25 protein-coding genes are annotated in these 26531 nt (G+C 73.0%); 9 read left to right on the forward strand and 16 right to left on the reverse strand.

The features are described 5' to 3' along the window. Positions 1–52: 52 nt before the first annotated feature. Positions 53–1042, forward strand: a complete 990-nt coding sequence (locus AB0E98_RS21100) for a hypothetical protein (protein ID WP_361704753.1) — start codon at positions 53–55, stop codon at positions 1040–1042. A gap of 64 nt (positions 1043–1106) precedes the next feature. Beyond that, complete coding sequence (locus tag AB0E98_RS21105; RefSeq protein WP_361704755.1) at positions 1107–2699, forward strand: alpha/beta hydrolase; 1593 nt, start codon at positions 1107–1109, stop codon at positions 2697–2699. 56 nt (positions 2700–2755) lie between these two features. On the opposite strand, the gene moeZ is transcribed toward AB0E98_RS21105, so the two are convergent. The 12 genes from moeZ to AB0E98_RS21165 form a co-directional block, all read right to left on the reverse strand. Then, the gene (moeZ, locus tag AB0E98_RS21110; protein WP_361704758.1) at positions 2756–3934 is read right to left on the reverse strand and encodes an adenylyltransferase/sulfurtransferase MoeZ; all 1179 of its coding nucleotides are present in this window, start codon (positions 3932–3934) and stop codon (positions 2756–2758) included. 63 nt (positions 3935–3997) lie between these two features. Next, the gene (locus tag AB0E98_RS21115) at positions 3998–4768 is read right to left on the reverse strand and encodes a spherulation-specific family 4 protein (protein ID WP_361705269.1); all 771 of its coding nucleotides are present in this window, start codon (positions 4766–4768) and stop codon (positions 3998–4000) included. After that, positions 4765–5679 (reverse strand): NAD-dependent epimerase/dehydratase family protein, encoded by a 915-nt coding sequence (locus AB0E98_RS21120; protein WP_361704761.1) that lies wholly within the window; start codon positions 5677–5679, stop codon positions 4765–4767. Before AB0E98_RS21120 ends, AB0E98_RS21115 begins: the two co-directional genes overlap by 4 nt. A 97-nt stretch (positions 5680–5776) precedes the next feature. Beyond that, the gene (locus AB0E98_RS21125) at positions 5777–6742 is read right to left on the reverse strand and encodes a hypothetical protein (RefSeq protein WP_361704763.1); all 966 of its coding nucleotides are present in this window, start codon (positions 6740–6742) and stop codon (positions 5777–5779) included. Between the two features lie 65 nt (positions 6743–6807). Continuing rightward, on the reverse strand, positions 6808–8346 hold the full coding sequence (locus AB0E98_RS21130) for a DUF3492 domain-containing protein (RefSeq protein ID WP_361705271.1): 1539 nt from the start codon (positions 8344–8346) through the stop codon (positions 6808–6810). A gap of 155 nt (positions 8347–8501) precedes the next feature. Further along, entirely contained in the window at positions 8502–10130 is a 1629-nt protein-coding gene (locus tag AB0E98_RS21135; RefSeq protein WP_361704765.1) for an ABC transporter ATP-binding protein, read from the reverse strand. After that, entirely contained in the window at positions 10127–11116 is a 990-nt protein-coding gene (locus AB0E98_RS21140; protein ID WP_361704767.1) for an ABC transporter permease, read from the reverse strand. The genes AB0E98_RS21135 and AB0E98_RS21140 overlap by 4 nt, the downstream gene beginning before the upstream one ends. Further along, entirely contained in the window at positions 11113–12102 is a 990-nt protein-coding gene (locus tag AB0E98_RS21145) for an ABC transporter permease (RefSeq protein WP_361705273.1), read from the reverse strand. The genes AB0E98_RS21140 and AB0E98_RS21145 overlap by 4 nt, the downstream gene beginning before the upstream one ends. Before the next feature lie 26 nt (positions 12103–12128). Continuing rightward, on the reverse strand, positions 12129–13853 hold the full coding sequence (locus tag AB0E98_RS21150) for an ABC transporter substrate-binding protein (protein WP_361704769.1): 1725 nt from the start codon (positions 13851–13853) through the stop codon (positions 12129–12131). 161 nt (positions 13854–14014) lie between these two features. Continuing rightward, on the reverse strand, positions 14015–14107 hold the full coding sequence (locus AB0E98_RS21155) for an Ms4533A family Cys-rich leader peptide (protein ID WP_346429068.1): 93 nt from the start codon (positions 14105–14107) through the stop codon (positions 14015–14017). Positions 14108–14172: 65 nt separating this feature from the next. Next, the gene (locus tag AB0E98_RS21160) at positions 14173–15510 is read right to left on the reverse strand and encodes a DUF3152 domain-containing protein (protein ID WP_361704771.1); all 1338 of its coding nucleotides are present in this window, start codon (positions 15508–15510) and stop codon (positions 14173–14175) included. Then, positions 15503–16495: an alpha/beta hydrolase gene (locus tag AB0E98_RS21165; protein WP_361704772.1), complete on the reverse strand. Its 993-nt coding sequence runs from the start codon at positions 16493–16495 to the stop codon at positions 15503–15505. The genes AB0E98_RS21160 and AB0E98_RS21165 overlap by 8 nt, the downstream gene beginning before the upstream one ends. A gap of 152 nt (positions 16496–16647) precedes the next feature. Here AB0E98_RS21165 and AB0E98_RS21170 point away from each other — a divergent pair, with 152 nt between their 5' ends. From AB0E98_RS21170 to AB0E98_RS21185, 4 genes are all read left to right on the forward strand, one after another. Beyond that, entirely contained in the window at positions 16648–16878 is a 231-nt protein-coding gene (locus AB0E98_RS21170) for a hypothetical protein (RefSeq protein ID WP_361704774.1), read from the forward strand. Positions 16879–17060: 182 nt separating this feature from the next. Continuing rightward, positions 17061–17699, forward strand: coding sequence for a TetR/AcrR family transcriptional regulator (locus AB0E98_RS21175; RefSeq protein ID WP_361704775.1), 639 nt, complete (start codon positions 17061–17063; stop codon positions 17697–17699). 199 nt (positions 17700–17898) lie between these two features. Next, positions 17899–18126: a DUF3107 domain-containing protein gene (locus tag AB0E98_RS21180; RefSeq protein ID WP_311615121.1), complete on the forward strand. Its 228-nt coding sequence runs from the start codon at positions 17899–17901 to the stop codon at positions 18124–18126. Positions 18127–18326: 200 nt separating this feature from the next. Beyond that, on the forward strand, positions 18327–18605 hold the full coding sequence (locus tag AB0E98_RS21185) for a hypothetical protein (protein ID WP_361704776.1): 279 nt from the start codon (positions 18327–18329) through the stop codon (positions 18603–18605). Positions 18606–18671: 66 nt separating this feature from the next. Here AB0E98_RS21185 and AB0E98_RS21190 read toward each other — a convergent pair whose 3' ends face one another. Further along, complete coding sequence (locus tag AB0E98_RS21190; protein ID WP_361704778.1) at positions 18672–19430, reverse strand: ferritin-like fold-containing protein; 759 nt, start codon at positions 19428–19430, stop codon at positions 18672–18674. Positions 19431–19951: 521 nt separating this feature from the next. Here AB0E98_RS21190 and AB0E98_RS21195 point away from each other — a divergent pair. Both AB0E98_RS21195 and AB0E98_RS21200 read left to right on the forward strand, forming a co-directional pair. Next, positions 19952–22540: a DEAD/DEAH box helicase gene (locus AB0E98_RS21195; protein ID WP_361704781.1), complete on the forward strand. Its 2589-nt coding sequence runs from the start codon at positions 19952–19954 to the stop codon at positions 22538–22540. 147 nt (positions 22541–22687) lie between these two features. Continuing rightward, positions 22688–23551, forward strand: coding sequence for an alpha/beta fold hydrolase (locus AB0E98_RS21200; protein ID WP_361704782.1), 864 nt, complete (start codon positions 22688–22690; stop codon positions 23549–23551). Here AB0E98_RS21200 and AB0E98_RS21205 read toward each other — a convergent pair. Beyond that, positions 23548–24330 (reverse strand): VOC family protein, encoded by a 783-nt coding sequence (locus AB0E98_RS21205; RefSeq protein ID WP_361704784.1) that lies wholly within the window; start codon positions 24328–24330, stop codon positions 23548–23550. The genes AB0E98_RS21200 and AB0E98_RS21205 overlap by 4 nt on opposite strands. A 278-nt stretch (positions 24331–24608) precedes the next feature. On the opposite strand from AB0E98_RS21205, the gene AB0E98_RS21210 reads away from it, so the two are divergent. Beyond that, entirely contained in the window at positions 24609–24761 is a 153-nt protein-coding gene (locus AB0E98_RS21210) for a hypothetical protein (protein WP_164737832.1), read from the forward strand. A gap of 75 nt (positions 24762–24836) precedes the next feature. Here the strand turns inward: AB0E98_RS21210 and AB0E98_RS21215 are convergent, their stop codons facing one another. After that, the gene (locus AB0E98_RS21215) at positions 24837–25442 is read right to left on the reverse strand and encodes a MarC family protein (RefSeq protein WP_311615110.1); all 606 of its coding nucleotides are present in this window, start codon (positions 25440–25442) and stop codon (positions 24837–24839) included. A 205-nt stretch (positions 25443–25647) separates the two neighbouring features. Further along, positions 25648–26511: a PHP domain-containing protein gene (locus tag AB0E98_RS21220; RefSeq protein ID WP_361704787.1), complete on the reverse strand. Its 864-nt coding sequence runs from the start codon at positions 26509–26511 to the stop codon at positions 25648–25650. Between the last annotated feature and the right edge of the window lie 20 nt (positions 26512–26531).

A 26531-nucleotide genomic window follows, 5' to 3' on the forward strand; every position in this document is an offset into this window, starting at 1 on the left:
CACAGAGTTTCACTCGGACCGTTTTCACCGCGGGCGACGGAGGGGGACAGAGGTGTTACGGACGGCCGAACACCCGGGCCGCAGGGCCAGACTGCTCACCGGCGCCCTGGCCATAGCGGCGTTGCTGGCGGCCCTGATGGCCCTGTGGCAGGCGCAGTTCAGGCCGCTGGCCAGGCAGGACTACTGCTGGGGCACTTGGCCGGAAGAGGGCGGCCCGTTCCGCGGGGAGACCGGTGGCGCCCGGCAGCGCGTGTCCCGGGAGAGCGCGCCGGGTCCCGGCCGTCCCCACGGCCGCTGCACGCTGAGCTGGCGCGGCGGCGACCGCGGGGGCCGCGGCACCGAGCGTCGCCTGGAGGTCCGTTACGGCACGGGCCCCGAGGCGGCGGACGAGCGCCGGGCCTGGCTGACGGGGCTGTTCGCCGGGGGCGACTCGCCGCTCCCGGACGCCCTCCCGGGCTTCGTCACGGCCGCGTCGGGCACGTTGGTGCTGCCGGAGTCGTGCGATGTGCGCGGCCGCCCGTCAGTGGTCACACTGACCGGGTCGTTCCCGGACGCCTCCCCCGCGCGGACGGGCAGGCTCCTGCTGGAGGTGGCCAACCGGGCGGCGAAGGCGACGGGGTGCGCCGGGGAGGCACGGCCGATGGCGTCGCCCGGCGCGCCCGGCGCCTGTGCGATACCGGGCATAGCCGGTCCGGCCGGCACGGGCAGTGCCGAGCCGGACTTCGAGACGTGCGCGCTGGCGGCGACGGACGCGTTCCGCTGGGCGGCCCGGTTCGCGATGACCGCCCGGCCCAGGATCGTCGCCCTGTTCGACGGCCTCACGGGCGACAGCCCGCCCGCGCCCGGCTGGCGGGCCCATGGGCGGATCGAGGCGACGGGCGCGCTCGTACGGGCCGACTGCGCGGGCCGCCCCACGGTGTTCACCATGCGTACGGGCCCCGGCCGCACCGGCACCCGGGCCGACGATCCGCGCCGGGCGTTCCCGGCCTTCGTGGACGCCGTCGCGGGGCGGATCGGCTGTGCGCCCCTGCGCTCCGCCTGACAACGTCCGTACGCCGGGTCCCCAAGGGGCCGGGAAAGGGCGATTCATCCGTAGAGTCGGTGGAATGAGTCCCACACGGCCCCGGGTCACGGCCCTCGCCTCCCTCGCCGCCACCGTCCTCGTGATCGCCCTCGCCGCCACCGGATGCGGTGACAACGGCGGCGACAGAGCCGGCGGCCAGGACGGCGGCAGCGGCAGCGGCGCCGACAGCGGCAATGGCAACGGCGGCAAGAACGGCTCCCCCGTCCCCAAGCTCAGCTGGAAGACGTGCGCCGCCCCCACCGCCGCGCAGGGCGTGGGCAAGGCCCCCGGCAAGGCATGGCAGTGCGCGAAGCTCCCGGTGCCGCTCGACCACTCCAAGCCGGACGGCGCGAAGATCGACCTCGCGCTGATCCGCAGCAAGGCCACCGACTCGTCCCACCGCATCGGCTCGCTGGTCTTCAACTTCGGCGGCCCCGGCGCCTCGGGCGTCTCCGCGCTGCCCTCCCTCGCCGACGGCTACGACACCCTCCACGCCCGCTACGACCTGGTGAGCTTCGACCCGCGCGGCGTCGGCGAGAGCGCGGGCGTGCGCTGTCAGAGCGACAAGGAGCTCGACGCGGCGTACCAGGTGGACGGCACCCCTGACGATGACGCCGAACTCCAGCAGACCCTGGCGGCCAACAAGGCGTTCGTCGACGCCTGCGCCAAGAACTCGGGCAAGGTCCTGCCGTACGTGGACACGATCAGCGCCGCCCGTGACCTCGACCGGATCCGGGCCGCGCTCGGCGAGTCCAGGCTCCACTACTTCGGCATCTCGTACGGCACCGAACTGGGCGGCGTCTACGCGCACTTGTTCCCCAAGAACGTCGGGCGCACCGTACTCGACGCCGTGGTGGACCCGACGCAGGACACCGTGCAGGGCGACCTCGGCCAGACCAAGGGCTTCCAGCTCGCGCTGGACGACTACCTCAAGGACTGCGCCTCGGCGGGCGCCACGGGCGGCGGCGGCCGCTGCCCCACCCTGGACGAGATCACCACGCTCCTCAAGGACCTCGACTCACGGCCCCTGCCGACGAGTCAGGGCCGCAAGCTCACCCAGGACGAGGCGACCAACGGCATCGCGGCGGCGCTGTACTCCAAGGACACCTGGAAGTACCTGACCGCCGCGCTCCAGGAGGCGCGGGTCAAGGGCACGGGCAACACCCTGCTCCTGCTCTTCGACTCCATGGCGGGCCGCGCGCCCGACGGCCGCTACAACAATCTCCAGGCCGCCAACCGGGCCATTTCCTGCGCCGATTCGGAGGACCGCTACGGTGTGGAAGACGTCCGGCGGCTGCTGCCGGAGTTCAAGGCCGCCTCGCCGGTCTTCGGGGAGTCCGCCGCGTGGTCGCTGCTGTCGTGCACGGGCTGGCCGGTGAAGGGCAAGTGGAAGACCCCGGAGGTGGGCGCCGAGGGGGCCGCGCCGATCCTGGTGGTCGGCAACGCGGGCGATCCGGCGACGCCGGTGGCCGGCGCGGCGAACATGGCCGAGAAGCTCGGCAAGGGCGTCGGGGTCCGGCTGACCGTCAAGGGCGAGGGCCATGGCACATACGGCGTCGACGCGTGCGCCACGAAGACCATGGACGCCGCGTTCCTCGACGGCCGGCTCCCGGCGGACGGCACGACCTGCCCGTGAAGCACGGCCGGCTCCGCTCGCCTCTCGGCGAGCGGAGCCGGTTCGCGCCAAAACCGTCAGTACACCGGCTTCTGCGGCTCCACCTGGTGGACCCAGCCGATCACACCGCCGCCCACGTGCACCGCGTCCGCGAAGCCCGCGGACTTGAGCACGGCCAGCACTTCCGCCGAGCGGACACCCGTCTTGCAATGCAGGACGATCTTCTTGTCCTGCGGCAGCCCCTCCAGGGCGCTGCCCATCAGGAACTCGTTCTTGGGGATCAGCCGGGCGCCGGGGATGGAGACGATCTCGTACTCGTTGGGCTCGCGGACATCGATGATGTCGATGTTCTGGCCCTCGTCGATCCACTCCTTCAGCTGGAGCGGCGTGATCGTCGAGCCGGCGGCCGCCTGCTGGGCCTCCTCGGAGACGACGCCGCAGAAGGCCTCGTAGTCGATGAGCTCGGTGACCGTCGGGTTCTTGCCGCAGACCGCGCAGTCGGGGTCCTTGCGGACCTTGACCTGCCGGTAGGTCATCTCCAGGGCGTCGTAGATCATCAGCCGGCCGACCAGCGGGTCGCCGATGCCCGCCAGCAGCTTGATGGCCTCGTTGACCTGTATCGAGCCGATCGAGGCGCACAGCACGCCCAGCACGCCGCCCTCGGCGCAGGAGGGCACCATGCCCGGCGGCGGGGGCTCGGGGTAGAGGCAGCGGTAGCAGGGGCCGTGCTCGCTCCAGAAGACGGACGCCTGGCCGTCGAAGCGGTAGATGGAGCCCCATACGTACGGCTTGTCGAGCAGCACGCACGCGTCGTTGACGAGGTAGCGGGTGGCGAAGTTGTCCGTGCCGTCGACGATCAGGTCGTACTGGGAGAAGATCTCCATCACGTTGTCGGCTTCGAGCCGGGTCTCGTGCAGGACGACGTTCACATAGGGGTTGATCCCCAGCACGGAGTCGCGCGCGGACTCGGCCTTCGAGCGGCCGATGTCGGCCTGGCTGTGGATGATCTGGCGCTGGAGGTTCGACTCGTCGACCTCGTCGAACTCCACGATGCCCAGGGTGCCGACGCCGGCGGCGGCGAGGTACATCAGCGCGGGCGAACCCAGACCGCCCGCGCCCACGCAGAGCACCTTGGCGTTCTTCAGCCGCTTCTGCCCGTCCATCCCGACGTCCGGGATGATCAGGTGGCGGGAGTACCGGCGGACCTCGTCGACGGTGAGCTCGGATGCCGGTTCGACCAGGGGTGGCAGCGACACGGGGACTCCGTAGGTCGGTATGTCAGTACGGTGGTGCTTCCCGTAACACTGCCACGCCCTGTCTCATTCCGAGACACCAGGTCCGATGCGCGAGACGAAGTCGTCCCAGTAGCCGGGCAGGGACTCCCAGGGGTCCAGGGCGTCGCGGTCGGTGCGGTCCGTGAAGTAGACGGTGCCCGCGCCCTGCCAGCGGGCGACGCGCAGCGCCTCGTCCAGGTGGGTGCGCGGCACGCCGTGCACCAGGTGGCAGAAGCGCTCGGGCGGATGGTCGGCCGTCCATTCGGCGGCCCGGGACCAGCGGTAGCCGGACCAGGGGCCCGCGTACGTCACCAACTGGTCGCCGACGTCCGCGTATCCGGGGTTGGGATGGGCGCCGTGGGACAGGACCAGATACGCCCCGTCGAGCAGGGTCCGCAGCGCGCCCGCCATCCGCCGGGTCCCGGAGAGCCCGGCCTCGTCGTCCGGGCAGCGGGCAAGCGTGAAGCCGTCCACCCGGTACCAGTTGAGGTAGCGCTGCGCGTCGGAGAGGAGTTCGCCGAAGGACCGGGTGCCGTGCCGGACGTCCAGGTGGCCCAGCACCCGGACGCCGGACGTGCGCAGCGGGACGACGGCGGACAGCCAGTACGGGTCCTGCCGGGCGCCGGGGCCGCCGCTCGTGCCGTCGGGCTCCACCGGCGCGCCGCCGCCGATCGCCACCCAGTCCAGCGGGAGGCCCGCCCGCTGGAGGCCGCCCCACTCGGCGGGGGCCACCAGCGGATGCGCGAAGCCCGGCACGGCGACCCGGAGCGGGGCCTTCCGGGCGGCGAGGGCGCGGCGGTATCCCGGGGAGATCAGATACGACACGCCGCCTCCATCCAGATGTCGGCCAGCGATTCCTCCAGGGCGATGCGCGGCCGCCAGCCGAGGCGGTCCCGGGCGGTGCGCACGTCGGCCTGCTGCCAGCTGCCGCAGCCGTCCGGGTAGGGGTACGCGGGCGGGGTGCCCAGGTGGGGGTCGTCCAGCTCGTGGAGGGCGCCCCCGAAGCCCGCGACCCGGGCGAGCAGGGTCGCCGCGTCGCGCAGCCGCACGGCGCGGCCGGTGCCGATGTTGACGGCGCCCTGGGCGGCGGAGAGGGAGGCCGCGTGGACGGCCCGGGCGATGTCGCGGACGTCGACGAAGTCGCGCTGTACGCCGAGGCCGGTGAGCTTCAGCTCGTTGTCGCCGCTCTGCATCGCCCGTCTCATGGCCTCCGCGAGCCGGCCCAGCGGCGAGCCGGCGGGGGTGCCGGGTCCCACCGGGGAGAAGACCCGCAACACGATCGCGTCGAGCCCGGAGCCGAGCACCAGCTCGGTGGCGGCGAGTTTGCTCACCCCGTACGGGCCGCCGGGGCGCGGCACCGCGTCCTCGGCGGTGGACGAGCCGGGCTGCGAGGGCCCGTACTCGGAGGAGCACCCCACCTGCACCAGCCGGGCGCCGCAGCCGCTGCGGCGCAGCGACTCGCAGACGGTGGCGACGGCGACGGTGTTGTGCCGGGCGAGGTCGCGGGCCCCGCCCCGGGTGGCGCCCGCGCAGTTGATGACGACGCCGGGGTGGACGGCGTTGAGGAAGCGGGTGAGGGCGCCGGGGCTGCCGGAGGCCAGGTCGAAGCGGACGTCCGCGTCGTCGCCCCGGCCCAGGGCCGTGAGCTGGACGGCGGGGTCGGCGAGCAGCCGGTCGGCCACGAAGCGGCCGAGGTAGCCGTTGGCGCCGAGGAGCAGGACTCTCATCGGTCGGGCCCTCGCTCTCGCCCGGTGGTGCGCGGAGGGGAAACGGTCATCGTGCTTGCTCTCTCTCCTGTCGAAGGGGGGCGGGCGGGTGGTGTCGTCACCGGGGTCCGTGGACCGAGGCCCGGGACAGCGCGGAGACGGCGTGGACCAGCAGGGCGAGGGCCGGCGGGACGCACGCGGCGAGCGACAGGGCGGTGGGGCCGAAGGCCCCGGCCGCCCAGCCGACGGGCCAGCGCAGGGCTTCGCAGCCCGGAAGCCGGGCGGCGAGCAGGGTGAGCGGGGGCAGGGCTTCGGCCGCGGCGGCGGCCAGGGTGGCGGCGACGGCCGCCCGGGGCAGGCCGTGGGCGGTGAGCAGCCCGGCCAGGAAGAGGAGCACGCCGAGCGCGGCCACGGCCGCGTAGTCGAGAACGGGAGCGGCGTGGAGGACGGCGGGGGCGGCGCCGGACGCCGGGCCGGTGCCCGGCAGGGCGGACCTGGCCGGCCACAGGGACGTCAGCAGCGCGCCCAGGAAGAGAGTCAGCGCCACCAGCAGCGCGGGCCGCACTCTTCTGCCGAATTCCGCGAGGTCCCGGCTGGCCGGGAGCGCACGGCGCGCTCTGGCCGCGAACCAGTGCGCGCACCAGGCCGCGGGAGCGGCGGCGCAGGCCAGGGCGAGGGCGGTGGGCGCCGCACCGGCCAGGGCGGCCGGGAGCGGGGTCGGCTGGCCGGCCCAGGCCCGGCGGCCGTGCAGCAGTGCCGCGATCAGCAGGTCGCCCACGAGGGCGTAGGTGATCAGCCAGAGGGAGGCCAGGGCGCCGGCGACGCACCGGCCGCCGCCCAGGGCGGCGCAGGAGCCTTCGCGTCGGCGGCCCCTTTCCCCGGGCGCGGCCCGGACCGCTGCGTCCGACTCCGTGCGTTCCACTCTCGCGTGGAGCTCCTCCGCGAGGGAGAAGACGTCGCGGTGGCGGTAGTCGGTGGCGGCGATGCGGTCGCAGATGCCGCGTGCCTCCAGGCCGGCGGCGATCTCCAGGGGGTCCACTGATCTGGCGCACAGCCTGTGGTGGCGCGTGAGCAGTACCTTCACCGGGTCCGCTTGCGTGCTCGCGTCCGTGGGTGGGCACAACAACTGGTCTTCAGTTATCGACGTCGTCATCGGCGGCCCGCCCAAGTCGGGGAGGCCGAGCGGGAGGTCGCGGAGAGGGGGGCCGCCGCGTGGGAGAAGGGGACGGACGGGTCGGGGGTGCCGAGCTGGACGGGGGCTCGGGAGAGTACCTCCAAGTAGATCGCCCCGAACCCGGCGACGTTCTGCTCGACGGTGAAGAGCTCCAGCGCGCGGGAGCGGGCCGCGGCGCCCAGCCGGGCGCGGCGCTCGGGGTCGCCCAGCAGCGCCAGGCACGCGTCGGCGAGGGCGGCCGGGTCGCGCGGTGGGACGACCAGGCCCGTGCCGCCGATGACTTCGCGGACGGCGCCGACGTCCGGGGAGACCGTGGCGCGGGCGCAGAACATCGCCTCGGCGAGGGCGGCGGGGAAGCCGTCGACGGCTCCGGAGAGGAGGACGACGCTGCCCGTCGCGTAGTCCTCGGGGCCGCAGGCGGGGCCGAAGGACACGCCTTCCGGGGGGGTGTCGGTATCCGGAGGTACCCCCACCACTCTCAGCCGCAGCCCCGGTTCGGCGGTGCGCAGGGTGGCGAGGGCCTCCCACAGGTGGGGTTCGGTCCGGCCGCCGGCCCACACCAGGGTGGGGGGGCCGTCGGTGCGGGGGGCGGCGCGTTCGTCGCCCTCGCCCACGGCCTCGTAGAGGCTGGCGTCCATGCCGGGGTGGACGGTGCGCAGCCGGGAGCGGTCGGCGCCGCCGCGCTCCTGCCAGCGGCGGCCCTGGCCGTCCCCGGCGGTGATCACGGCTGCCTCGGCGTAGATCAGCGCGGTGAGGCGGCGGTGGAAGGCGGAGAGGAGGGTGCGGACGGACGGGGAGAGGTCGGCGGGGGCGGCGGACAGGTAGTACTCGCGGAGCCCGATCTCGTACTCGGTGACGAGCAGGGGGGTACCGAAGAAGCGTTTGGCCAGGAGACCCGGGAGGGCGGCGGAGCCGGCGGAGGTGGCGTGGCACACGTCGACGGCCGCCAGGCCCCGGTCGCCGTCGGCGGTGCCGTACCAGTCGAGGGAGAGCGGGCGCAGGGCGCGCTCGATCAGTCCGGAGACGACGAGGAGGTCGGCGACGCGGGTGCTGTAGGCGGCGGGGTGGGCGCCGGGTGCGCGGCAGGCGGTCTCCAGGGCGCGCAGGGCCAGTTCGGAGCGGAGGGCCACCGCGAGGCCGCCTTCCTCGCGGGCGAGGTCGGCGAGGCCGCCCAGGCCGTCGGCGAAACGGTACGCCTGATCTCCCGGCAGCGTGATGGCCGCCGCCAGGTCCCCGAAGTGCGCGGTGAACCGCCGTCTCTGGTCGCGCCCGTACGCGCCGTAGGCCCGTCCGCCACCGCCGGGGGCGGGTCCGCCCCACAGGGGGGCCGCTCTCACTCGCCGGACGTTGCCCGGCAGCGCGTACCAGCCGCTGTCCTCCTGACGGGCCGTCCGGCTCAGTGCGTAGAGCTCGAAGTCGTGCTGGCCGAGCCCGCGCACCAAGCGGTCGCACCACTCTCCGCCCTCGCCGGCGGCGTATGGGTAACCGCCCTCGGAAAGCAGTCCCACGCGCACGAACACACCCCCGTTCTCCCTTGTCGGCAACCGCCGTTACGGCAGCGGGGAGCACGCTATGCGCGCTTCCCGGTGGCGCGGCGGACGGTTGTCCGTCGCGCCACCGGAAGGGGTGAACAGAAGTGACTTTCGGCCAGATGCGGCGTTGTTCCGCGCTATGCGGTGGCTTCCGCCGGTTCGAGCCGGGGCACCGCCGCCAGCAGGCCCTGGGTGTAGGCGTGCCGGGGCCGCTCGTAGACGGTGTCGGCGGGGCCCTCCTCGACGATCCGGCCGTCCCGCATGACGACGAGCCGGTCGCTGACCTGGCGGACGACGGCGAGGTCGTGGGCGATGAAGACCACGGCCAGTCCGAGCTCGCGCTGCAACTCGCCCAGCAGCCGCACGACCTGCGCCTGTGTGGTGACGTCGAGGGCGGAGACGGGCTCGTCGCACACGATCAGCTTCGGTTCGGGGGCCAGTGCGCGGGCGATGCCCACGCGCTGCCGCTGGCCACCGCTGAACTCGTGCGGGTAACGGTGGTAGGCGTCGGGGTCGAGGCCCACGCGCTCCAGGAGTTCCCGTACGCGGGCGACGACCCGGGCGTCGTCCAGCCGTCCCGCGGCCCGCAGCGGGTCGGCGATCGACTCGCCGATGCTGCGGCGCGGGTTGAGGGAGGAGACGGGGTCCTGGAAGACCATCTGGAGCTCGTTGCGGAAGGAGCGCAGCTCACGCTCTTTCAGGCCGCCGATGTCGCGGCCCCGGTAGCGCAGCTCGCCGCCGGTGGGCTCCAGCAGGCGGACCAGCATCCGGCCGAGAGTGGTCTTGCCACTGCCGGATTCGCCGACGACGCCGACGGTCTCCCCGGCCCGGATCGTGAGCGACACGTCGTCGACGGCGGTGACGGTCTTCTTCCCTCGCCCGAACTCCCGCCGGAGGCCGGAGGCTTCGAGCAGGACGGGGCGGTCGTCCTCCGGAGCGGTGGCGGTCTCGCGGCGGATGTTTACGCGCGGGACGGCCGCCAACAGTTCACGGGTGTAGTCCTCGCGGGGCCGGGCGAGGATCTCGTGCGCCGGGCCGTGCTCGACGGCTCGTCCGTCCTTCATCACCAGCAGTTCGTCGACGCTGGAGGCGGCCACGCCCAGGTCGTGGGTGACCAGGATGAGGCCCATGCCGGTCTCCTCGCGCAGCTCGCGCAGGAGGCCGAGGATCTGGGCCTGGACGGTGACGTCGAGGGCCGTGGTGGGCTCGTCGGCGACGAGGAGCCGGGGGTCGCAGGCGAGGGCCATGGCGATGAGGGCGCGCTGGCGCATGCCGCCGCTGAACTCGTGCGGGCGGGAGCGGGCGCGCCGGGCGGCGTCGGGGATGCCGACGCGGTCGAGGACCTCGACCGCGCGGGCGCGGGCCGCGCGGCGTCCGGCGCCCGGGTGGTGCAGCCGGTGGACCTCGGCGATCTGGTCGCCGATGGCCTGGTACGGGTCGAGCGAGGACAGCGGGTCCTGGAAGACCATGGCGGCCGTTCCGCCGCGCAGCCGCCGCAGGGCGGCGTCGTCGGCCGCCCGGACGTCCTGGCCGGCGACGCGCACGGTGCCGGTGACCTCGGCGCCGGTGCCCCGGTGGAGGTCGAGGAGGGCGTAGGCGGCGGTGGACTTGCCGGAGCCGGACTCGCCGACGACGGCGAGGGCGCCGCCGGGGGCGAGGGTGAAGGAGAGCCCGGAGACGGCCTGGACGCCGCCCCCTGTGCCAGTGGGGAAGCGGACGGACAGGTCGTCCACGACGACCAGGGGCGCATCGGTAACGACCGTCATCGGAGCACCACCCTTCGGTCGGCGGCGGCGTAGAGCAGGTCCGCCACGATGTTGGCGATCACGACGGCGGTTCCGGTGACCATCACGACGGCGACGACGACCGGCAGGTCGATGGTGCGGGTGGCGTTCACCAGGAGCTGTCCGATGCCGGGCAGACCGAACATCATCTCGGTGAGCACGGCGTTGCCGAACATCGACCCGAAGTCGGCGGCGGTGAGCGCGACGACGGGTGCGACGGCGCCTCGCAGGGCGTGCCGGCCGATCAGGGAGCGCTCGGTGGCCCCGTAGGCGCGGAAGGTGCGGATGTGGTCCTCCGCCAGCGTCTCCAGCATGGAACTGCGGGTCAGCCGGGCGTATTTCGCCGACTCCAGGAGGCCGAGGGCGAGCCAGGGCAGCAGCATGTTCCAGGCCCACTGCTCGGGGTCGTCCATGAGCGGCACATAGGCCGGGAAGGGCAGCCACTCCAGGTAGGCGCAGAACAGCATCAGCAGGCCGAGGCCGCTGATGAAGACGGGGGTGGCGGTGCCGGCGAGGGTGAGCCAGGTGAGCACGCGCTCGGTGGGGCCGCCTCGGCGGAGCGCGGACAGCAGTCCGGTGCCGGTGCCGAGCAGCAGCCAGACGACCATGGCGCCGACCGCGAGGGAGGCGGTGGCGGGCAGCCGCTGGACGATCAGGTCGGTGACCTGCTGATCGTTCTGGTACGACAATCCGAAGCACGGCGCCTGGCAGTGGAGGACTCCGGTGCCGGTGGAGTAGTCGTGTCCGGTGACGATGCCCTGGAGGAAGTGCCAGTACTGCACGTACACGGGGTCGTTCAGGGAGAGCTGCTCGCGGACCTGGCTGATCTGTTCGGGGTTGCAGCGGGGGCCGCAGGCCAGGCGCGCGGGGTCGCCGGGGGCGATGTAGAAGGTCGCGTAGACAACGGCGGAGAGGACGAGGACGACGGCGAGCGCGCCGAGGGCGCGCCGCAGGAAGTAACCGGTCATACCGCGCCTCCCGCGCCGCTCGTACGGGTCGTGCGCCGCTTGCGGCCGACGCCGAGCCGGGACGCCTGGCGCGGGTCGAGCGCCGTGCGCAGCCCGTCGCCGAAGAGGGTGAAGGCGAGGGTGGTGACGAAGAGCATGAGGGCGGGCAGCAGGACGTACATGGGGTCGGCGCGGAACCAGGTGGTGGCCGTGGAGAGCATCTGTCCCCAGGAGGGGGTGGGCGGCTTCACGCCGACGCCGAGGAAGGACATGCTCGCCTCGATGACGATGTTGGCCGGCAGCAGCACGGCCGCGTAGGTGATCACGGGGGCGGCGAGCGAGGGCAGCAGTTCCCGGCGGGCGATGCGGCGCCGGGAGGCACCGGTGAGCCGGGCCGCCGAGACGAAGTCGAGCTTCGTCAGGCTCAGGGCCTGGGCGCGGACGAGCCGGGCCATGCCGCCCCAGTTGAGCAGTCCGATGGCGATGACGAGCAGCACGGGGCGGGGGAAGTCGGCCGGGACGACGGCCATCAGGGCGATGGCGAAGACCAGCAGGGGCATGGCCACCATGACGTCGGTGAGGTGGCCGAGCGCGCTCTCCACGGCGCGGCTGCCGAGCGCGGCCGCCAGGCCCACGGCGAGGCCGATGAGCACCTGGACGAGCGTGGCGCCGACGCCGACGAGCAGCGAGACGCGGGCGCCGTAGAGGAGGCGGACGAACAGGTCGCGGCCGGTGCCGGGTTCGACGCCCAGCCAGTGCTCGGCGCTGATGCCGCCGAGGCCGCCGAGCGGGACGCCGCCGCGGGCGGAGTCGACGAGGGTGTCGTGGTAGCTGTTGGGGTCCTGGCCCTCCAGGGCGGCCAGCAGGGGCGCGCCGAGGGCGAGGAGTGCGAGCAGGCCCAGCACGGCGGCGGCCGCGAGCGCGGACTTGCGCGCGCGCAGCCGACGCCATACCTGCCGGGCGCCGGAGGCGGGAGCGGTTCCCGCCTCCGGTTCCTGGGTGGTGATCGGTGTTGTGGTGATCGGTGCCGTGGTCACTTGACGGCGACCTGGGAGACGTCGAGGACACCGGTCCAGTCGCTGATGACGACGTTCTTGACGTCCTTGCCGACGAGGCGCTTGTAGACCGGGTGGAAGAGCGGCACGGTCAGCGCCCGGTCGCCGATCCTCTGGTCCAGGGCGCCCCAGCGCTTGGCGGCGGCGTCATGGTCGGTGATCTTGTTGATCTCGTCGATCTCGTTGTTGACCGCGGAGTCGTCGAGGCGGGAGGCGTTGAAGTTGGCGCCGTCCTTGACGATCTGCCGGCCGTCGAAGACCGGGGCGAGGAAGGGGCCGCCGGAGGGCCAGTCGGCACCCCAGTGGGCGAGGAAGAGATCGGGCTGCTTGTCGACGCTGTGGGTCTTCTCGTCGTAGTCGTTCTCCTCCAGGCCCTCCAGCTTGACCCGGATGCCGGCCTCCTTGAGAGCGGCCTGGAGCGCGGTGGCGATCTCGGGGCTGGTCTCGAAGTTCTGGGCGGTGGAATGCGTCAGCGTGATGTCCAGGCCGTCCGCGTAACCGGCCTCCTTCAGCAGCTCCTTGGCCTTCGCGGCGTTGCCGTCGGCACCGGCCGGGAAGGGGTCGTGAGGAGTGAAGCCGAAGGACTTCTGGTTGGGCAGGAAGGTGGTGGCGGGCTCGGCCAGCGCGGAGCCGCCGGCGGCGTTGGCGACGCTGGTGCGGTTGACGGCGTAGGCGACGGCCTCGCGCACCTTCGGGTTGTCGAAGGGCTTGGACCTGGGGTTGAACGCCAGGTAGTTGGTGTAGCCGAAGTGGCCGGTGCCGACGCGGGCGGCCAGCTTCTTGTCGCCGGTGACCTGGGCGAGCTCGGCGGGGCCGAGGTTGGTGTCGGTGGTCACGGCGGCCGCGTCGGCGCCCTGGCCGGCGGAGAGCCGCTGGTTGATGACCGCCGGGGCGAGGCCGGACTTGACCTCGATGCGGTCGGGGTAGGCGTGGCGCTCCTTGTCGGTCTCCTCGGACCAGTTGGGGTTGCGCTCCAGGACCATCTGCTCGCCGTCGTTGGTGTTCTTCACGACCTTGTACGGGCCGGAGGAGACGGGGTGCTCGGCGTACTTGGCGCCGGTGTCCTTGGCCTTGGGGACGGGGGCGAACTGGGTGGAGGTCGCGAAGTAGGGGAAGTCGCCCTCGGACTTCTTCAGCTTGAAGACGATGGTCTTCGCGTCGGGGGTCTCGATGGAGTCGAGGCCCTTCTTCTCCTTGTAGGGGCCCTGGTAGGTGTCGCCGCCGATGAGCCAGTCGCGCAAGTAGGGGGCGCCGCCGGAGAGTTCGGGGGCGAAGGAGCGCTCGACGCCGTACTTGACGTCGGCGGAGGTGATGGGCGTGCCGTCCTCGTACTTCAGCCCGTCCTTGAGCTTGTACGTCCACGTCTTCGCGTCGTCGCCGGGCGTGCCGGTGTCGGTGGCGAGGTCGGGGACGACCTTGGTGCCCTCGGCGCCGTTCTCACGGTTGCGGGTGGTGAGGGTGCGGTAGACGAGCGAGGGGATGTTGCCGCCGCCGGAGGTGTAGAGGCGGGCGGGGTCGAACTGCTTCTGCGGCGCTCTGTTGAGGACCGTGAGCGTGCCGCCCTTCTTCGGCGCGCCGTCGGCGCCGCCGCCGGCGGAGTCACCACCGCTCCCCTTCGGGCCGCACGCCGCCGCGCCGCCGATCAGGACCACGCTGACGGCGGCCGCGGCCACGCGGCGGGATATGACGGACAGTTGACGCATGACAGGTCAGGCCTTTCGCGGGAATGCGAGGGGGAAGGAGCGCGGAACGCGTCCCCGGAAGGCGGCAGGAGAAGAGCGCGCGGAAGCGCCCGTACCGCCCCCGGCGGACGCGGCGCGTGAAGGCGCGCGGAAGTACGCGGGGAGATGCCGGAACAGGTCGTTCAGCGACAGTGAATGTCGGCGACGGAGTGCGCGGCCACGCCGATCAGCGCCAGCTCGAAGGCGGCGTTCTCGAAGGCGGGGCGGGACGACATGCCGAGAAGACTGAACGAATTTTCGCCCAGCCGCAAAGGTGTCTCAGGGAGCGAGACCCATCGTCTCAGGAACCGGACCCCGGAAAGGGCCAGGCGTTGGGGCGGCAGGTCTTCCCGTCGGTCGTGAGGAACTTGGTCTGCTGCATCATCACGGGCGCGAGCGCGCCCTCCTTGGCGCAGGACTCGTGGTCGTGGCCGAGGCGGTGGCCGACCTCGTGGTTGATCAGCATCTGCCGGTACTCGTGCATCCGGTCGCCGAAGGTCTGTGAGCCCTGTGCCCAGCGGTAGGCGTTGATCATCACGCGGTCGGTCGCGGCCGAGTCGCAGGAGACGTTGTCCTCGGTGGTGTCCAGGCCGGACTTGGCGCACCAGGCGGCCGTCGTCTTCGGGCTGGCCAGGGTGACGACGAAGTCGGCGTCGCCGGAGGAGACGCGCTCGAAGGTGCGCTTGCCACCGTGGCCCCAGCTGCGGTCGTCGTTGAGGGTGCGGTGGACGGCGGTGGCGAAGAGCGAGCCGTCGAACGGCAGGCCCTTCTCCACGTCAACGCGGTACCGGAGAACATCACCCTTACCAGGCGCCTTGTCATGACCCGCCACGGCCACGAATTCACCCGAGGCCCCCGCGTCGGCCTCCAGCGGGTACTTCTTCGCCATCTTCTGCTCGTACGTGGCGGGCACCTCGGCGCCGCCCTTGGGCGTGGGCCTGCTGTCGGAGCGCGAGGCCGTGTCGGGGTCCACGCGCTTGCCGACGTCCGCGGCGCGCGCCCGCGCCGCGTCGTCCCCGCCGTCCCGCAGCTGGACGGTCACCGTCACCGCGAGGACGGCCGTCACCACGGCCGCCGCGACGCCGGTCACCGTCCGCCCGACGCCACCGCCGCGGCCTCCGGCACCACGGGCCGCCGCGCGCCCGCCCCCACGGCGGGGCCGGGGCGGGGCGGGTGCCACGGGCGGGGCGGGCTCGGCCGACGGTCCGGGTGGCGGATCGCCGTGGAGGGCGTCGGCGGGCACGTATCCCGTGGTGAAGCGGGTGGCTCCGGCCGGCGGGGCGGCCGGCCCGGCCACGCCCTGGGCGCGCTGGGCGCCGATGACGCCCCAGCCCAGCACCGGCTCCCGCGGCTCGGCGGCCGTGCCCGGAGTGAAGCCCGAGCTGTAGCCCGCGTGGTAACCGGCGTCGTAGTCGTGGCCGAATCCCGCGTCGAAGTCGGCGGCGAGCTCCTCGGCCTCCCTGCCGGAGGCGGTACCGCGCCGGCGCCCCGGGCCGGGGCCGGGCACGGGCTGCCCGGCGTCGGGCAGCGAGGCCCCGGGGCCGGGCCCGCCCTCGGTACGGCGGCGGGCCGAGCCGGGAGCGGCGCCCGCGGCGGCCCCGTGGGGCGGCCGGTCGGCGCGTGCGCTGTGTTTACCCACGGGGCGGGGCGCTCCGTTCCGGTGTCGGTGTCGTGACGGTGTCCGCGAGCAGGTCCCGGAAGGCGCGAGCCACCGTGTCCGGGTCCTCCATCATCGCGACATGCCCCGCCTCGAGAAGCGTCAGCAGCCGCGAGTCGTGGAAAGCCTTGCTCGCGCGGCGGGCCATGCGGATGGAGACGAGCTGATCGCGCACTCCGTACACGAGCAGAGTAGGGGCAAGGACCTTCTCCGCCTGACGCCACAGCGAATGCTGTCCGCCGAGCGTGTACGCGTCGACGATGCCACGCGCCGAGCGGGCCATGACGTCCCAGAAGTAGGGGAGCTCCAGGCGCCGCTCGTATTCGGCGACGGCCAGGGCGAAGCCCTCGGGTGTCACCCGGCCGGGATCGCCGTAACAGAGGGCGAGCACCTCGCGGGTGCGGCGCTCGGCCGTCCACTCCTTCGTCATCCGGGCGAAGAGGGAGACGACGCCGGGCACGGCGAGCAGCCCGGTGGGCACCGCCGTGCGCTGGGGGCGCAGCTCGGGCAGGGCGGGCGAGACGAGGGTGAGCGTACGGACGAGGTCGGGGCGGACCGCGGCGACGCGGGTGGTGACGGCGCCGCCCATCGAATTGCCGAACAGGTGGACGGGGCCGCGGCCGCTGCTGTCGAGATGGCGGATGACCGCTCGCGCGTACCCCGTGATGGAGTAGTCGCCGTCCTCCGGCGGGGGCGCGTCACCGAAGCCGGGCAGGTCGAGGGCCTCGCCGTCGACGGTGTCCGCGAGCCGGTCCATCAGCTGGGACCAGTTCTGCGAGGAGCCGCCGAGCCCGTGGACGAAGAGCGCGGGCGCCAGCCCGGCGCGGACGGGCGGGCGGGAGCGGACCGTCAGCGTGACCCCGGGCAGGGCCACCGTGCGCAGCGTCTCCCCCGGCCTGACCCGCGAGGACCGCGTGGGCGGCACCACGGGCACGGCACCGGTGTCCGGCGACTCGGTCGATGACATGCGGGCAATGTTACGAGACGATCACGCCGGGGCCCTTGTGGTGGGGGTCACAGATCGCCTGGCGGTGCGGGGCGCTCTCTCCTAGGCTGCCCAACAGGGAGTATCAAGGAGTAAGAGGGGCGTTCATCCCGGATCACCGGAAGGGATCCCTTATGCCAGTCGACCCGGCCGACCCGGACACCTTTGAGGAAGCACTCGACGACGAGGCGGTTGCCATGGAGTTCGACGCGGAGACCCCGGAGGCGGATGCCGCGGAGCAGCACGCGGACCTGTCCCCGCACGAGGACGACCCGCTGTCGAGCGTCGACCCGGACGCGGCGAACGCGGCGGACGTGGCCGAGCAGGCCCGGGTGGTGGACCTGGACGAGGACGACTACCGCTGACTCCCGGGGCACCTGTGGTGATAATCAGCGATTTGTCGATTTCCCACAGCATCCGGTCCATGAAATTCTCCGCTCCTACCGCGCACGCCCCGGTTACCCAAAAGTACGATGGCGGGCGCGTGCACACCGGGCACCTCCCGGCTGCCGCCGGGGGGAGCACAGAAAACGACATGGGAGGCGGCGTGACAGCCATCGAGCAGACCGAGGCGCGCCCGCGTGGCACCCGCCTGCCGCGCCGAGCCCGACGCAATCAGCTTCTGGGCGCGGCCCAGGAGGTCTTCGTGGCGCAGGGGTACCACGCGGCCGCGATGGACGACATCGCCGAGCGCGCGGGCGTGAGCAAGCCGGTCCTCTACCAGCACTTCCCCGGCAAGCTGGACCTCTATCTGGCCCTGCTGGACCAGCACTGCGACAACCTCCTCCAGGCGGTCCGCACGGCACTCGCCTCCACCAGCGAGAACAAGCAGCGCGTGGCGGCCACCATGGATGCCTACTTCGCCTACGTCGAGGACGAGGGCGGCGCCTTCCGTCTGGTCTTCGAGTCCGACCTCACCAACGAGCCGGCCGTGCGCGAGCGCGTCGAGCGGGTCTCGCTGGAGTGCGCGGAGGCGATCAGCGAGGTCGTGGCCGAGGACACCGGCCTGTCGAAGGACGAGGCCATGCTGCTGGCCGTGGGCCTCGGCGGCGTCTCCCAGGTGGTCGCCCGCTACTGGCTCTCCAGCGAGAGCACCGTCCCGCGCGAGACGGCCGTCCAGCTGCTGACCTCGCTGGCCTGGCGCGGTATCGCGGGCTTCCCCAAGGTCGGCCACGAGCAGGCTTGACGCACAGCGCCGGCGCACCGGCGCCGGGCGCCGTCCCCCGCGGCCGGGCGTGTCCGAATGATGTTCGCTGCGAGCGTGCGGGCGAGGCCCGGCGGACCGCCCGTACCGGGCTAATGTGTGGAACGTACGGCGCGGCTGGTCCGCGCACCCCTCCCCTGGGCTCAGCCATGGGGGACCCCAACCTTCGGAGGGACAGACCGTGGAGGTCAAGATCGGCGTGCAGCACGCGCCCCGCGAGATCGTTCTGGAGAGCGGGCTGGCTGCCGAGGAAGTCGAGCGTGTGGTGGCCGAGGCGCTCGCCGGCAAGTCCGCGCTGCTGAGCCTGACGGACGACCGCGGCCGCAAGGTCCTGGTGCCGGCCGACCGCCTGGCGTACGTGGAGATCGGCGAGCCCGCGGTCCGCAAGGTCGGCTTCGGCGCCATGTGACCCGCTTCGAGCGGAATTGAACGGCGGGGCCCCGGTGCGGAATTCACCGGGGCCCCGCCGTTGTTCCTACGCGATACAGGGCCCGGAACGGGGGCGCACCGAGATCGTCGCCGAGGGTTGCCCCGGGGTGTCCCGGGGTAAGACCGCTACGACCGATTTGCACCCCGCTTCTCGGCCACCTCACTGGGAGGGTATTGAGCATGATCCTCTGGGAAGCGCTCGGCTCGGTCCTCATCGGTCTCGCCGTCGCCTGTGCGGCCCTGCGCTGGCTTCCCGCGCGCTTCGGGCAGATCCGCTCCCGGGGCCTGGCCCTGTCCACCGGACCGGGTGCCGCCCTCTTCGGCGCCCTCCTGGGCCATTCCGTGCTGGGCCCGGGCCACACCCTCGCCACGCTGGGCGTCTCCCTGGGCGTCTGCGTGGCGCTGCTCTCGCTGCTGCTGCGCCCCACCGGCCGGCCCCGCCGCTCCGCCACGGCCTGACGACCGCGGTCCGCGACGGGATACCGGTGGTGGTGAGCGTTGACCGTCCCGCTGCTCCGGCGCCTGTTACGCGGCCAGGCCCAGCGCGGCCATGCGCTTGGTGTGCGCCTCGGTGATCCGGGAGAACATCTTCCCGACCTCGGCCAGATCGAAGCCGTCGGCCACTCCGCCCACGAGCATCGTCGACAGGGCGTCCCGGTCGGCGACCACGCGCTGCGCCTGCGAGAGCGCCTCGCCCATCAGCCGGCGCGCCCAGAGCGCGAGCCGCCCGCCCACCCGGGGCTCGGCCTCGATCGCGGCACGCACCTTCTCGACCGCGAAGGAGGCATGGCCCGTGTCGTCGAGCACGGCCAGCACCAGCGCCCGGGTGTCGGAGTCCAGCCGCGCCGCGACCTCACGGTAGAAGTCACTGGCGATCGAATCGCCCACATACGCCTTGACCAGGCCCTCCAGCCAGTCCGAGGGCGCGGTCAGCCGGTGGAACTCGTCCACGCCGGCGGCGAAGGGCTCCATGGCCGCGGTCGGCGGCGCGTCGATCGCCTCCAGCCGGTCCCGCAGCCGCTGGAAGTGCTGGAACTCGGCCGCGGCCATCTTGGCCAGGGCAGCCTTGTCGTCCAGGGTCGGCGCGAGCTTGGCGTCCTCCGCCAGCCGCTCGAAGGCGGCCAGCTCACCGTAGGCGAGGGCACCGAGCAGATCGACGACGGCAGCCCGGTACTGCGGGTCCGCGGATGCCGTGGCCCAGTCCTGGGCGGCGATTCCGGTGTGCTCCCCGGCGTCCGGGGAGACGGGCTCGGTGGCGTTCTCTGGCGTGTCGGGCGTCTCCATGCAGCGAACGATAGCCCGCCACGCGACACGGCGAACCCCCTGGTCAGACAGTTCATCCCGATCCGGACACCCGATTGTCCGGACACACATGCGCCTTTCCGGGGTACAGTGCTAATAGGCCAGCCGAGTATTCGGCAGGCCGAACTCATGCTGTGTCTTCTGGAGGCGAGTCTCCAGGACTCCAGCGGATGCCCGGTCGGTGGCCCGATCGGCTTCCACACAACCGACCGCCCTCCGCGGGGTGCGCACGAGTCGTACGCACCTGGAGGGATCCGCTCGCGGCACGTGTGCTCGAGCGAAGGCAGTGGTCCCGCGCCGCGCCCGGCCCCCACCCGGTGGCCGGCTCAGTACCCTCGCGCGGTCCGTACGTCCCTCACGTACGACCCCCTTCGCCGCCTCGTCGCGCCGCGTCTCACAGAAGAGGCAAGACTCTGTCCACTTTCCGTGACCTCGGGATTCTGTCCGAAACCGCCGAGGCCCTTGAGGCCGTCGGCATCGTGAATCCGTTCCCCATCCAGGAGATGACGCTTCCCGTCGCGCTCTCCGGCTCCGACGTCATCGGCCAGGCCAAGACCGGCACCGGCAAGACCCTGGGCTTCGGCCTGCCCCTGCTGGAGCGCGTCGTCGTCCCCGCCGACGTGGAGGCGGGCCGGGCCAAGCCCGAGCAGCTGACCGACGCCCCGCAGGCCCTGGTCGTCGTCCCCACCCGTGAGCTGTGCCAGCAGGTCACCAACGACCTCCTCACCGCCGGCAAGGTGCGCAACGTCCGCGTCCAGGCCATCTACGGCGGCCGCGCCTACGAGCCGCAGGTCGAGGCGCTCAAGAAGGGCGTCGACGTGATCGTCGGCACGCCCGGCCGACTGCTCGACCTCGCCGGCCAGAAGAAGCTGAGCCTCGCGCACGTCAAGGCGCTCGTCCTGGACGAGGCCGACGAGATGCTGGACCTGGGCTTCCTGCCCGACGTCGAGCGCATCATCAACATGCTGCCGGCCAAGCGGCAGACCATGCTGTTCTCGGCCACCATGCCGGGCGCGGTCATCTCGCTGGCCCGTCGCTACATGTCGCAGCCCACGCACATCCGCGCCACCGCGCCGGACGACCAGGGCCAGACACACGCCAACATCGCCCAGCACATCTTCCGCGCCCACAACATGGACAAGCCGGAGATGGTCGCCCGCATCCTCCAGGCCGAGGGCCGCAACCGCGCGATGATCTTCTGCCGCACCAAGCGGACGGCAGCCGACATCTCCGAGCAGCTCACCCGCCGTGGCTTCGCCGCCGGCGCCGTCCACGGCGACCTCGGCCAGGGCGCCCGCGAGCAGGCGCTGCGCGCCTTCCGCAACGGCAAGGTCGACGTCCTGGTCTGCACCGACGTCGCCGCGCGCGGCATCGACGTCGACGACGTCACGCACGTGATCAACTACCAGTCCCCCGAGGACGAGAAGACCTACCTCCACCGCATCGGCCGCACCGGCCGCGCGGGCAAGTCGGGCACGGCCGTCACGCTGGTCGACTGGGACGACGTCCCGCGCTGGAAGCTCATCAACAAGGCGCTGGAGCTGTCGTTCGACGACCCGGAGGAGACGTACTCCACGTCCCCGCACCTGTACGAGGCGCTGAAGATCCCCGCCGGCACGAAGGGCATCCTGCCCCGCTCCGAGCGCACCCTCGCCGGCCTCGCGGCCGAGGAGATCGAGGACCTCGGCGAGCCGGGGGGCCGTGGCCGTGGCCGTGACGGTGGGCGGGACGGCAGCCGTGACGGTGGGCGGGACGGTGGCCGCCATGGCGACCGCGACCGTGACCGTGACCGCACGGAAGAGGAGCGTCCGGCCCGTACGCCGCGCCAGCGGCGCCGTACGCGGAACGGCACGCCGATCGGCTCGGACGCCCCGGCGGCCGGTACGACCGTGACCCCGGCCGAGCCGGCTGCCGCGCCGGCCGAGGCCGTGTCCGGTGTTTCCGGTGCCCCGGAGACCCCGGCCCGTCCGCGTCGCCGTCGCCGCACACGTGGCAGCGCGGGTACGAACGCCGGTGCGGCCACGGCCGTCGCCACGGCGCCCGCCGTGACCGCTCAGCCGGCTCCGGCCGCCGCCCCGGTCGCCGCCGCCCCCGCGGCGGAGCCCGAGGCCCCCGCCCGCACGCGCCGCCGCCGCACCCGGCCGGCCGTCGCCCCGGTGACCGACACCGTCGACTTCCAGACCGTCGAGAGCGCCGCGGCGGCCCTGGCCGTCCCGGCCGCCCGCGTGGCGGAGGCCGTGGAGACGGTGGAGTCCACCGAGGCGAAGCCGAAGCGCACGCGTACCCGCACGGCCAAGAAGGCCGTCGCCGTGGTCGAGCCCGTGGTCGAGCCCGTGGCCGTGGCCGTCGAGACGGCCGAGGTGGCGGAGACCAAGCCGAAGCGGACGCGCACGACGGCGAAGAAGGCCGCCGAGGCCACCGTCGACACCGCCGAAGCGACCGCCGAGGCCAAGCCGACGCGTACCCGCACGGTCCGGAAGGCCGCTGAGGCCGTTGTCGACACCGCTGCCGCCGAGGTGACGGAGACGAAGCCCAAGCGCACCCGCGCCACGGCCAAGAAGGCCACCGAGGCCGTCGTCGAGACCGCCGCCGAGGCAGCGGAAACCACGCCCAAGCGGACCCGCACCACCGCGAAGAAGGCTGCCGAAGCCGCCGTCGACACCGCCGAAGCGGCCGAGGCCAAGCCCAAGCGGACCCGCGCCACGGCGAAGAAGGCCGTCGAGGCCGTCGTGGACACCGCCGATGCCGCCGAGGCGAAGCCGAAGCGCACTCGCGCCACCGCCAAGAAGGCCGTGCCCGCCGAGGCCGTCGTCGACGCCGCCCCCGAGGCGACGGAGACGAAGCCCAAGCGCACCCGCGCCACGGCCAAGAAGGTCGCCGAGGCCGTCGTGGACACCGCCGAAGCGGCCGAGGCCAAGCCCAAGCGCACCCGCGCCACCGCCAAGAAGGCCGTCGAGGCCACCGAGGCAGCGGAAACCACGCCCAAGCGGACCCGCACCACGGCCAAGAAGGCCACCGAGGCCGCCACCGACGTGGCCGAGGCCAAGCCGAGGCGCACCCGCGCCACGGCGAAGAAGGCCACCGAGGCCTGATCCCGAACCCGAGCGCCGGGTGGGCTGATTGTCAGCCCACCCGGCGCTCGGGCGTATCCGGGCCCGGGAGTAAGGCCAGGAGCAGGGCCGGGAGCGGGGCCGGGGACCCCCTCCGGGCCGTCATCCGCCCCGCGCTAGCCTCGTGCCATGAGCCGGCCTCCCTTCCTCGCCCTCCCGCCGTGCGCCGAGGCATACCTCCTCACCACCGCCCGCGGGGAGTTCGCCGTGCACGACGCCCGCCCCACCTCCCCGCCGCGTGGCACCGCCCTCCTCGTGCCCGGATTCACCGGCAGCAAGGAGGACTTCATCGCGCTGCTCGAGCCGCTCGCCGCGGCCGGGTTCCGGGTGGTGGCCGTGGACGGGCGGGGGCAGCACGAGAGCCCGGGGCCGCGCGACGAGGCCGCGTACACGCAGGACGAGTTGGCCCGCGACGTCCTCGCGCAGGCGGCCGCGCTCGGCGGTGACGTGCATCTGCTCGGGCACTCGCTCGGTGGCCTGATCACCCGCGCCGCCGTGTTCACGGACGCGTCCCCCTTCCGCTCGCTGACCGTCATGAGCAGCGGCCCCGGCGCGATCTCCGCCCCGCAGCAGGCCCGTACACGCCTGCTCGTCCAGGCCCTCGGCCTGCTGGACATGGAGAGCGTCTGGCGGGAGATGCAGCGCGAGGGGGCGGAGGGCGCGTCGGCCGCCGACACCCCGTCGGAGCTGACGGAGTTCCTGCACCGGCGCTGGCTGCGCACGGTTCCCGAGCAACTGATGGCGACCGGCGTCCAGTTGACGGTCGAGCCCGACCGTACGGCCGAGCTGGCGGGGGTGCCGCTGGCCAAGCACGTGGTGTCCGGGGAGCTGGACTACGCCTGGCCGGTGCCGGAGATCGACGCGATGGCCGAGAAGCTGTCGGCGGTCCGTACGGTGATCCGGGGCGCGGGGCACTCCCCCAACGCCGAGCAGCCTGCCGCCACGGCCGAGTCGCTCGTCCGCTTCTGGGAGGACGCCGCCGCGGCGGCCTAGCGGCCCGTCTTCTCGGTGACAGTGAAGAGGCCCCCCTCGGAGTCCCGCAGGGTCGCCTCGCGTCCCACCCGTGAGCGGGCCGGCTCGGAGACGACCGCGCCGCCCTCGGCGAGGGCGGCCTCCACGGCCTTCTCGACGTCGCCGACGCAGAAGTACACGTGCCAGCGGGGGCGGATGCGCGGGTCGGGGTCGGCCTCGACGGCCCCGCCGCGCAGCGAGGCCACGGTGCGGCCGCCCGCGCGGACGGTCACGGCGTCGTCCTCGTAGCGGACCTCGCAGCGGCCGGGGCGGTCCATCGCCCAGTCGAAGACCTCGCCGTAGAACATGGCGGCGGCGAACGCGTCGCGGGTACGGAGTTCCAGCCACGCGGGCGCGGAGCCGGAGCCGATCCGCCAGCCGGGGAGGTTCTCGCCCTCCCAGAAGCCGAAGACGGCGCCCATCGGGTCCGCCGCCAGGACGACGCGGCCCCGACCGACCGCGAGGGGACCGACCGCGACCGTGCCGCCTCGCTCCCGGACCCGGGAGGCCACCATGTCGGCGTCGTCGACGGCGAAGTACGAGGTCCAGGAGACGGCCACGCCCAAGCTGCTGGCGGCGTCGCTCAGCCCGGCGACGGGCTTGCCCTCGGAGATCGCGACGGAGAAGCCCTCGCCGAGCGTCCCGGCCCGGAACGTCCAGCCCATCACGGCCGCGTAGAAGTCCTGCGACGCCTTGAGGTCGGCGGTCAGCAGGCTCACCCAGCAGGGCTGCCCCAGCCCGGCACCCTCCGTGGCAGCCATCGGCGATCGCCTCGTTTCCGTGTCCGGGGGTGTCCACGTCCGGGTGTTCCGGGACCAGCGTTCCACTCGCTCCTCTCGAACGCACTCCGGCACGCGCGGCCGCCAGGGGTCGATCGGTCACCACCCGGTCACTCATTAGTCATGTTAAAAATTTCTTTAGCGTAGGGAATGTTTCGAGGGTTAAACTCGTTGGACACTCTTGGAACGCGCGTCGCAACGTCGCCGCGTGCGTCACTGTTCACAGTTCTCCGCAGGAGGATCAGACGAAGGGAGAAGCCTTGCGCTTCGAAATCATGCGCCTGGACGACGTCGACGGCACCGCCGTCGACAGCACCGTCGTGGACGCCGCCTCCGTCAACCGGATCGTGCAGCAGGCCGCCTCCATCGGCCAGCGCATATACATCCGCCCAGCCGACTCCTCGGTCCGGTAGCGCCCACGCGCTCCGGAAAGCCGAACGCCCCTGTACGACGACCGTACGGGGGCGTTCCGCGTTCGCGGGGAGGCGTCAGTGGTGCTGGATCACCTGCGTGATGCCGTTGATGATCTGCTGCACGGCCAGCGCCGAGAGCATCATGCCGGCGAGGCGGGTCACCAGCACCACACCGCCGTCCTTGATCACACGGATGATGTGCAGCGAGTTCCGCATCACCACCCACAGCACGACGTGGATCGCCGCGATGGCGCACCACACCGAGACCTGCGAGGCCACCGAGTCGGCGCGCTGCACCGCGAGGATCACCGAGACGATCGCACCGGGGCCCGCCAGCAGCGGCATGCCCAGCGGCACGAGCGCGACATTGACGTCCTTGGTCTGCTTGGGCTCCTCCGACTTGCCGGTGAGCAGGTCCAGCGCGACCAGCAGCAGGAGCAGACCGCCCGCGATCATCAGGGCGGGGGTGGTGATGTGCAGATAGTCGAGGATCTGCCGGCCGCAGATGCCGAAGAGGGCGATCACGCCGAAGGCGACGGTAGCCGCCTGCCAGGCCATGCGCCGCTGGACCTTGGCGGGGCGGCCCGAGGTGAGGGCGAGGAAGATCGGCGTGATCCCGGGCGGGTCCATGATCACGAACAGGGTGAGGAAGAGGGAACCGAAGACAGCGATGTCGAACACGTGAGGGCCTTGCGGGTGCGGAGCGAGCAGGAGCGGTGGGGGAGGTACGAGGGGGCGCCTCGGGAGGGGCCGGGGAGGGCGTGCGCGAACGGCTCGTACGCCTCGGACGGTCGCCGCGTGCGCGTGGACGCGGTGAGAGGGGAGGAGACGTACGGGCGCGCTCATCCGCCCGTGGACGGACGGCCTGGCCCGGAGCGCGGAGTGGTCAGCCGCCGGCGCCCGGGACGGGGAACGCGCCCGTCGCACGGCGCGTGATCTCCCCGTAGATCTCCGGGTCGGTCGTGTACTCGCCGAGGCGGCAGCTCTTACGGCTGCCGTGGTAGTCACTGGAGCCGGTGGGCAGCAGGCCGAGTTCGGCGGCAAGACCCCGCAGCCGGGCGCGGGTGGCGGCGTCGTGGTCCATGTGGTCCACCTCGATGCCGTCCAGGCCGGCCGAGGCGAGCTCGGCTATCCGGCCCTCGGAGACGCAGTTGCCGCGCTTGAGGGCGAGGGGGTGGGCGAGCACGGTGACGCCGCCGGCCGCCTTGACCAGGCGGATGGCGTCGAAGGGGTCGAGCTCGTGCTTCTCGACGAAGGCACGGCCGTCACCGGCGAGCCACTCGGAGGTGAAGGCGTCGGAGACGCTGTCGATCACGCCGAGCTCGATCATGGCCGTGGCCACGTGCGGACGGCCGACGGCCCCGTCGCCGGCGATGCGTGCGACGCGCTCCCAGGCGACGGGCACGCCGAGCTCGTTGAGCTTGGCGACCATGGCGCGGGCGCGCGGTTCGCGGTCGTCGCGCACGAGCTCGCGCTCGCGGGCGAGCTCCGGCTCGTGGGGGTCGAAGAGGTAGGCCAGCATGTGGACGCTGAAGCCGTCGGGGCCCTCGAAGCGGCAGGAGAGCTCGGCGCCGGTGACCAGGGTGAGCCCGGCGGGGAGGGCCGCGATGGCCTCGGCGTGCCCGCCGACCCCGTCGTGGTCGGTCAGCGCGACGACGTCCAGTCCGGCGGCGGCGGCGTTGCGCACCAGCTCGGCGGGGGTGTCCGTACCGTCCGAGGCCGTGGAGTGGGTGTGCAGATCGATGCGCACGACACGACTCCCGACAACGA

The organism is Streptomyces sp. NPDC037389, assembly GCF_040636475.1.
Taxonomy (GTDB): Bacteria; Actinomycetota; Actinomycetes; order Streptomycetales; family Streptomycetaceae; genus Streptomyces; species Streptomyces hesseae.

What these genes read in the sequence shown, in the direction of transcription:
- AB0E98_RS21105 (WP_361704755.1), top strand. Translation starts at nt 1,107, where the DNA reads ATGAGTCCCACACGGCCCCGGGTCACGGCCCTCGCCTCCCTCGCCGCC.
- AB0E98_RS21120 (WP_361704761.1), bottom strand. Translation starts at nt 5,679, where the DNA reads ATGAGAGTCCTGCTCCTCGGCGCCAACGGCTACCTCGGCCGCTTCGTG.
- AB0E98_RS21135 (WP_361704765.1), bottom strand. Translation starts at nt 10,130, where the DNA reads ATGACGGTCGTTACCGATGCGCCCCTGGTCGTCGTGGACGACCTGTCC.
- AB0E98_RS21140 (WP_361704767.1), bottom strand. Translation starts at nt 11,116, where the DNA reads ATGACCGGTTACTTCCTGCGGCGCGCCCTCGGCGCGCTCGCCGTCGTC.
- AB0E98_RS21150 (WP_361704769.1), bottom strand. Translation starts at nt 13,853, where the DNA reads ATGCGTCAACTGTCCGTCATATCCCGCCGCGTGGCCGCGGCCGCCGTC.
- AB0E98_RS21155 (WP_346429068.1), bottom strand. Translation starts at nt 14,107, where the DNA reads ATGTCGTCCCGCCCCGCCTTCGAGAACGCCGCCTTCGAGCTGGCGCTG.
- AB0E98_RS21165 (WP_361704772.1), bottom strand. Translation starts at nt 16,495, where the DNA reads ATGTCATCGACCGAGTCGCCGGACACCGGTGCCGTGCCCGTGGTGCCG.
- AB0E98_RS21170 (WP_361704774.1), top strand. Translation starts at nt 16,648, where the DNA reads ATGCCAGTCGACCCGGCCGACCCGGACACCTTTGAGGAAGCACTCGAC.
- AB0E98_RS21185 (WP_361704776.1), top strand. Translation starts at nt 18,327, where the DNA reads ATGATCCTCTGGGAAGCGCTCGGCTCGGTCCTCATCGGTCTCGCCGTC.
- AB0E98_RS21190 (WP_361704778.1), bottom strand. Translation starts at nt 19,430, where the DNA reads ATGGAGACGCCCGACACGCCAGAGAACGCCACCGAGCCCGTCTCCCCG.
- AB0E98_RS21195 (WP_361704781.1), top strand. Translation starts at nt 19,952, where the DNA reads ATGACGCTTCCCGTCGCGCTCTCCGGCTCCGACGTCATCGGCCAGGCC.
- AB0E98_RS21200 (WP_361704782.1), top strand. Translation starts at nt 22,688, where the DNA reads ATGAGCCGGCCTCCCTTCCTCGCCCTCCCGCCGTGCGCCGAGGCATAC.
- AB0E98_RS21205 (WP_361704784.1), bottom strand. Translation starts at nt 24,330, where the DNA reads ATGGCTGCCACGGAGGGTGCCGGGCTGGGGCAGCCCTGCTGGGTGAGC.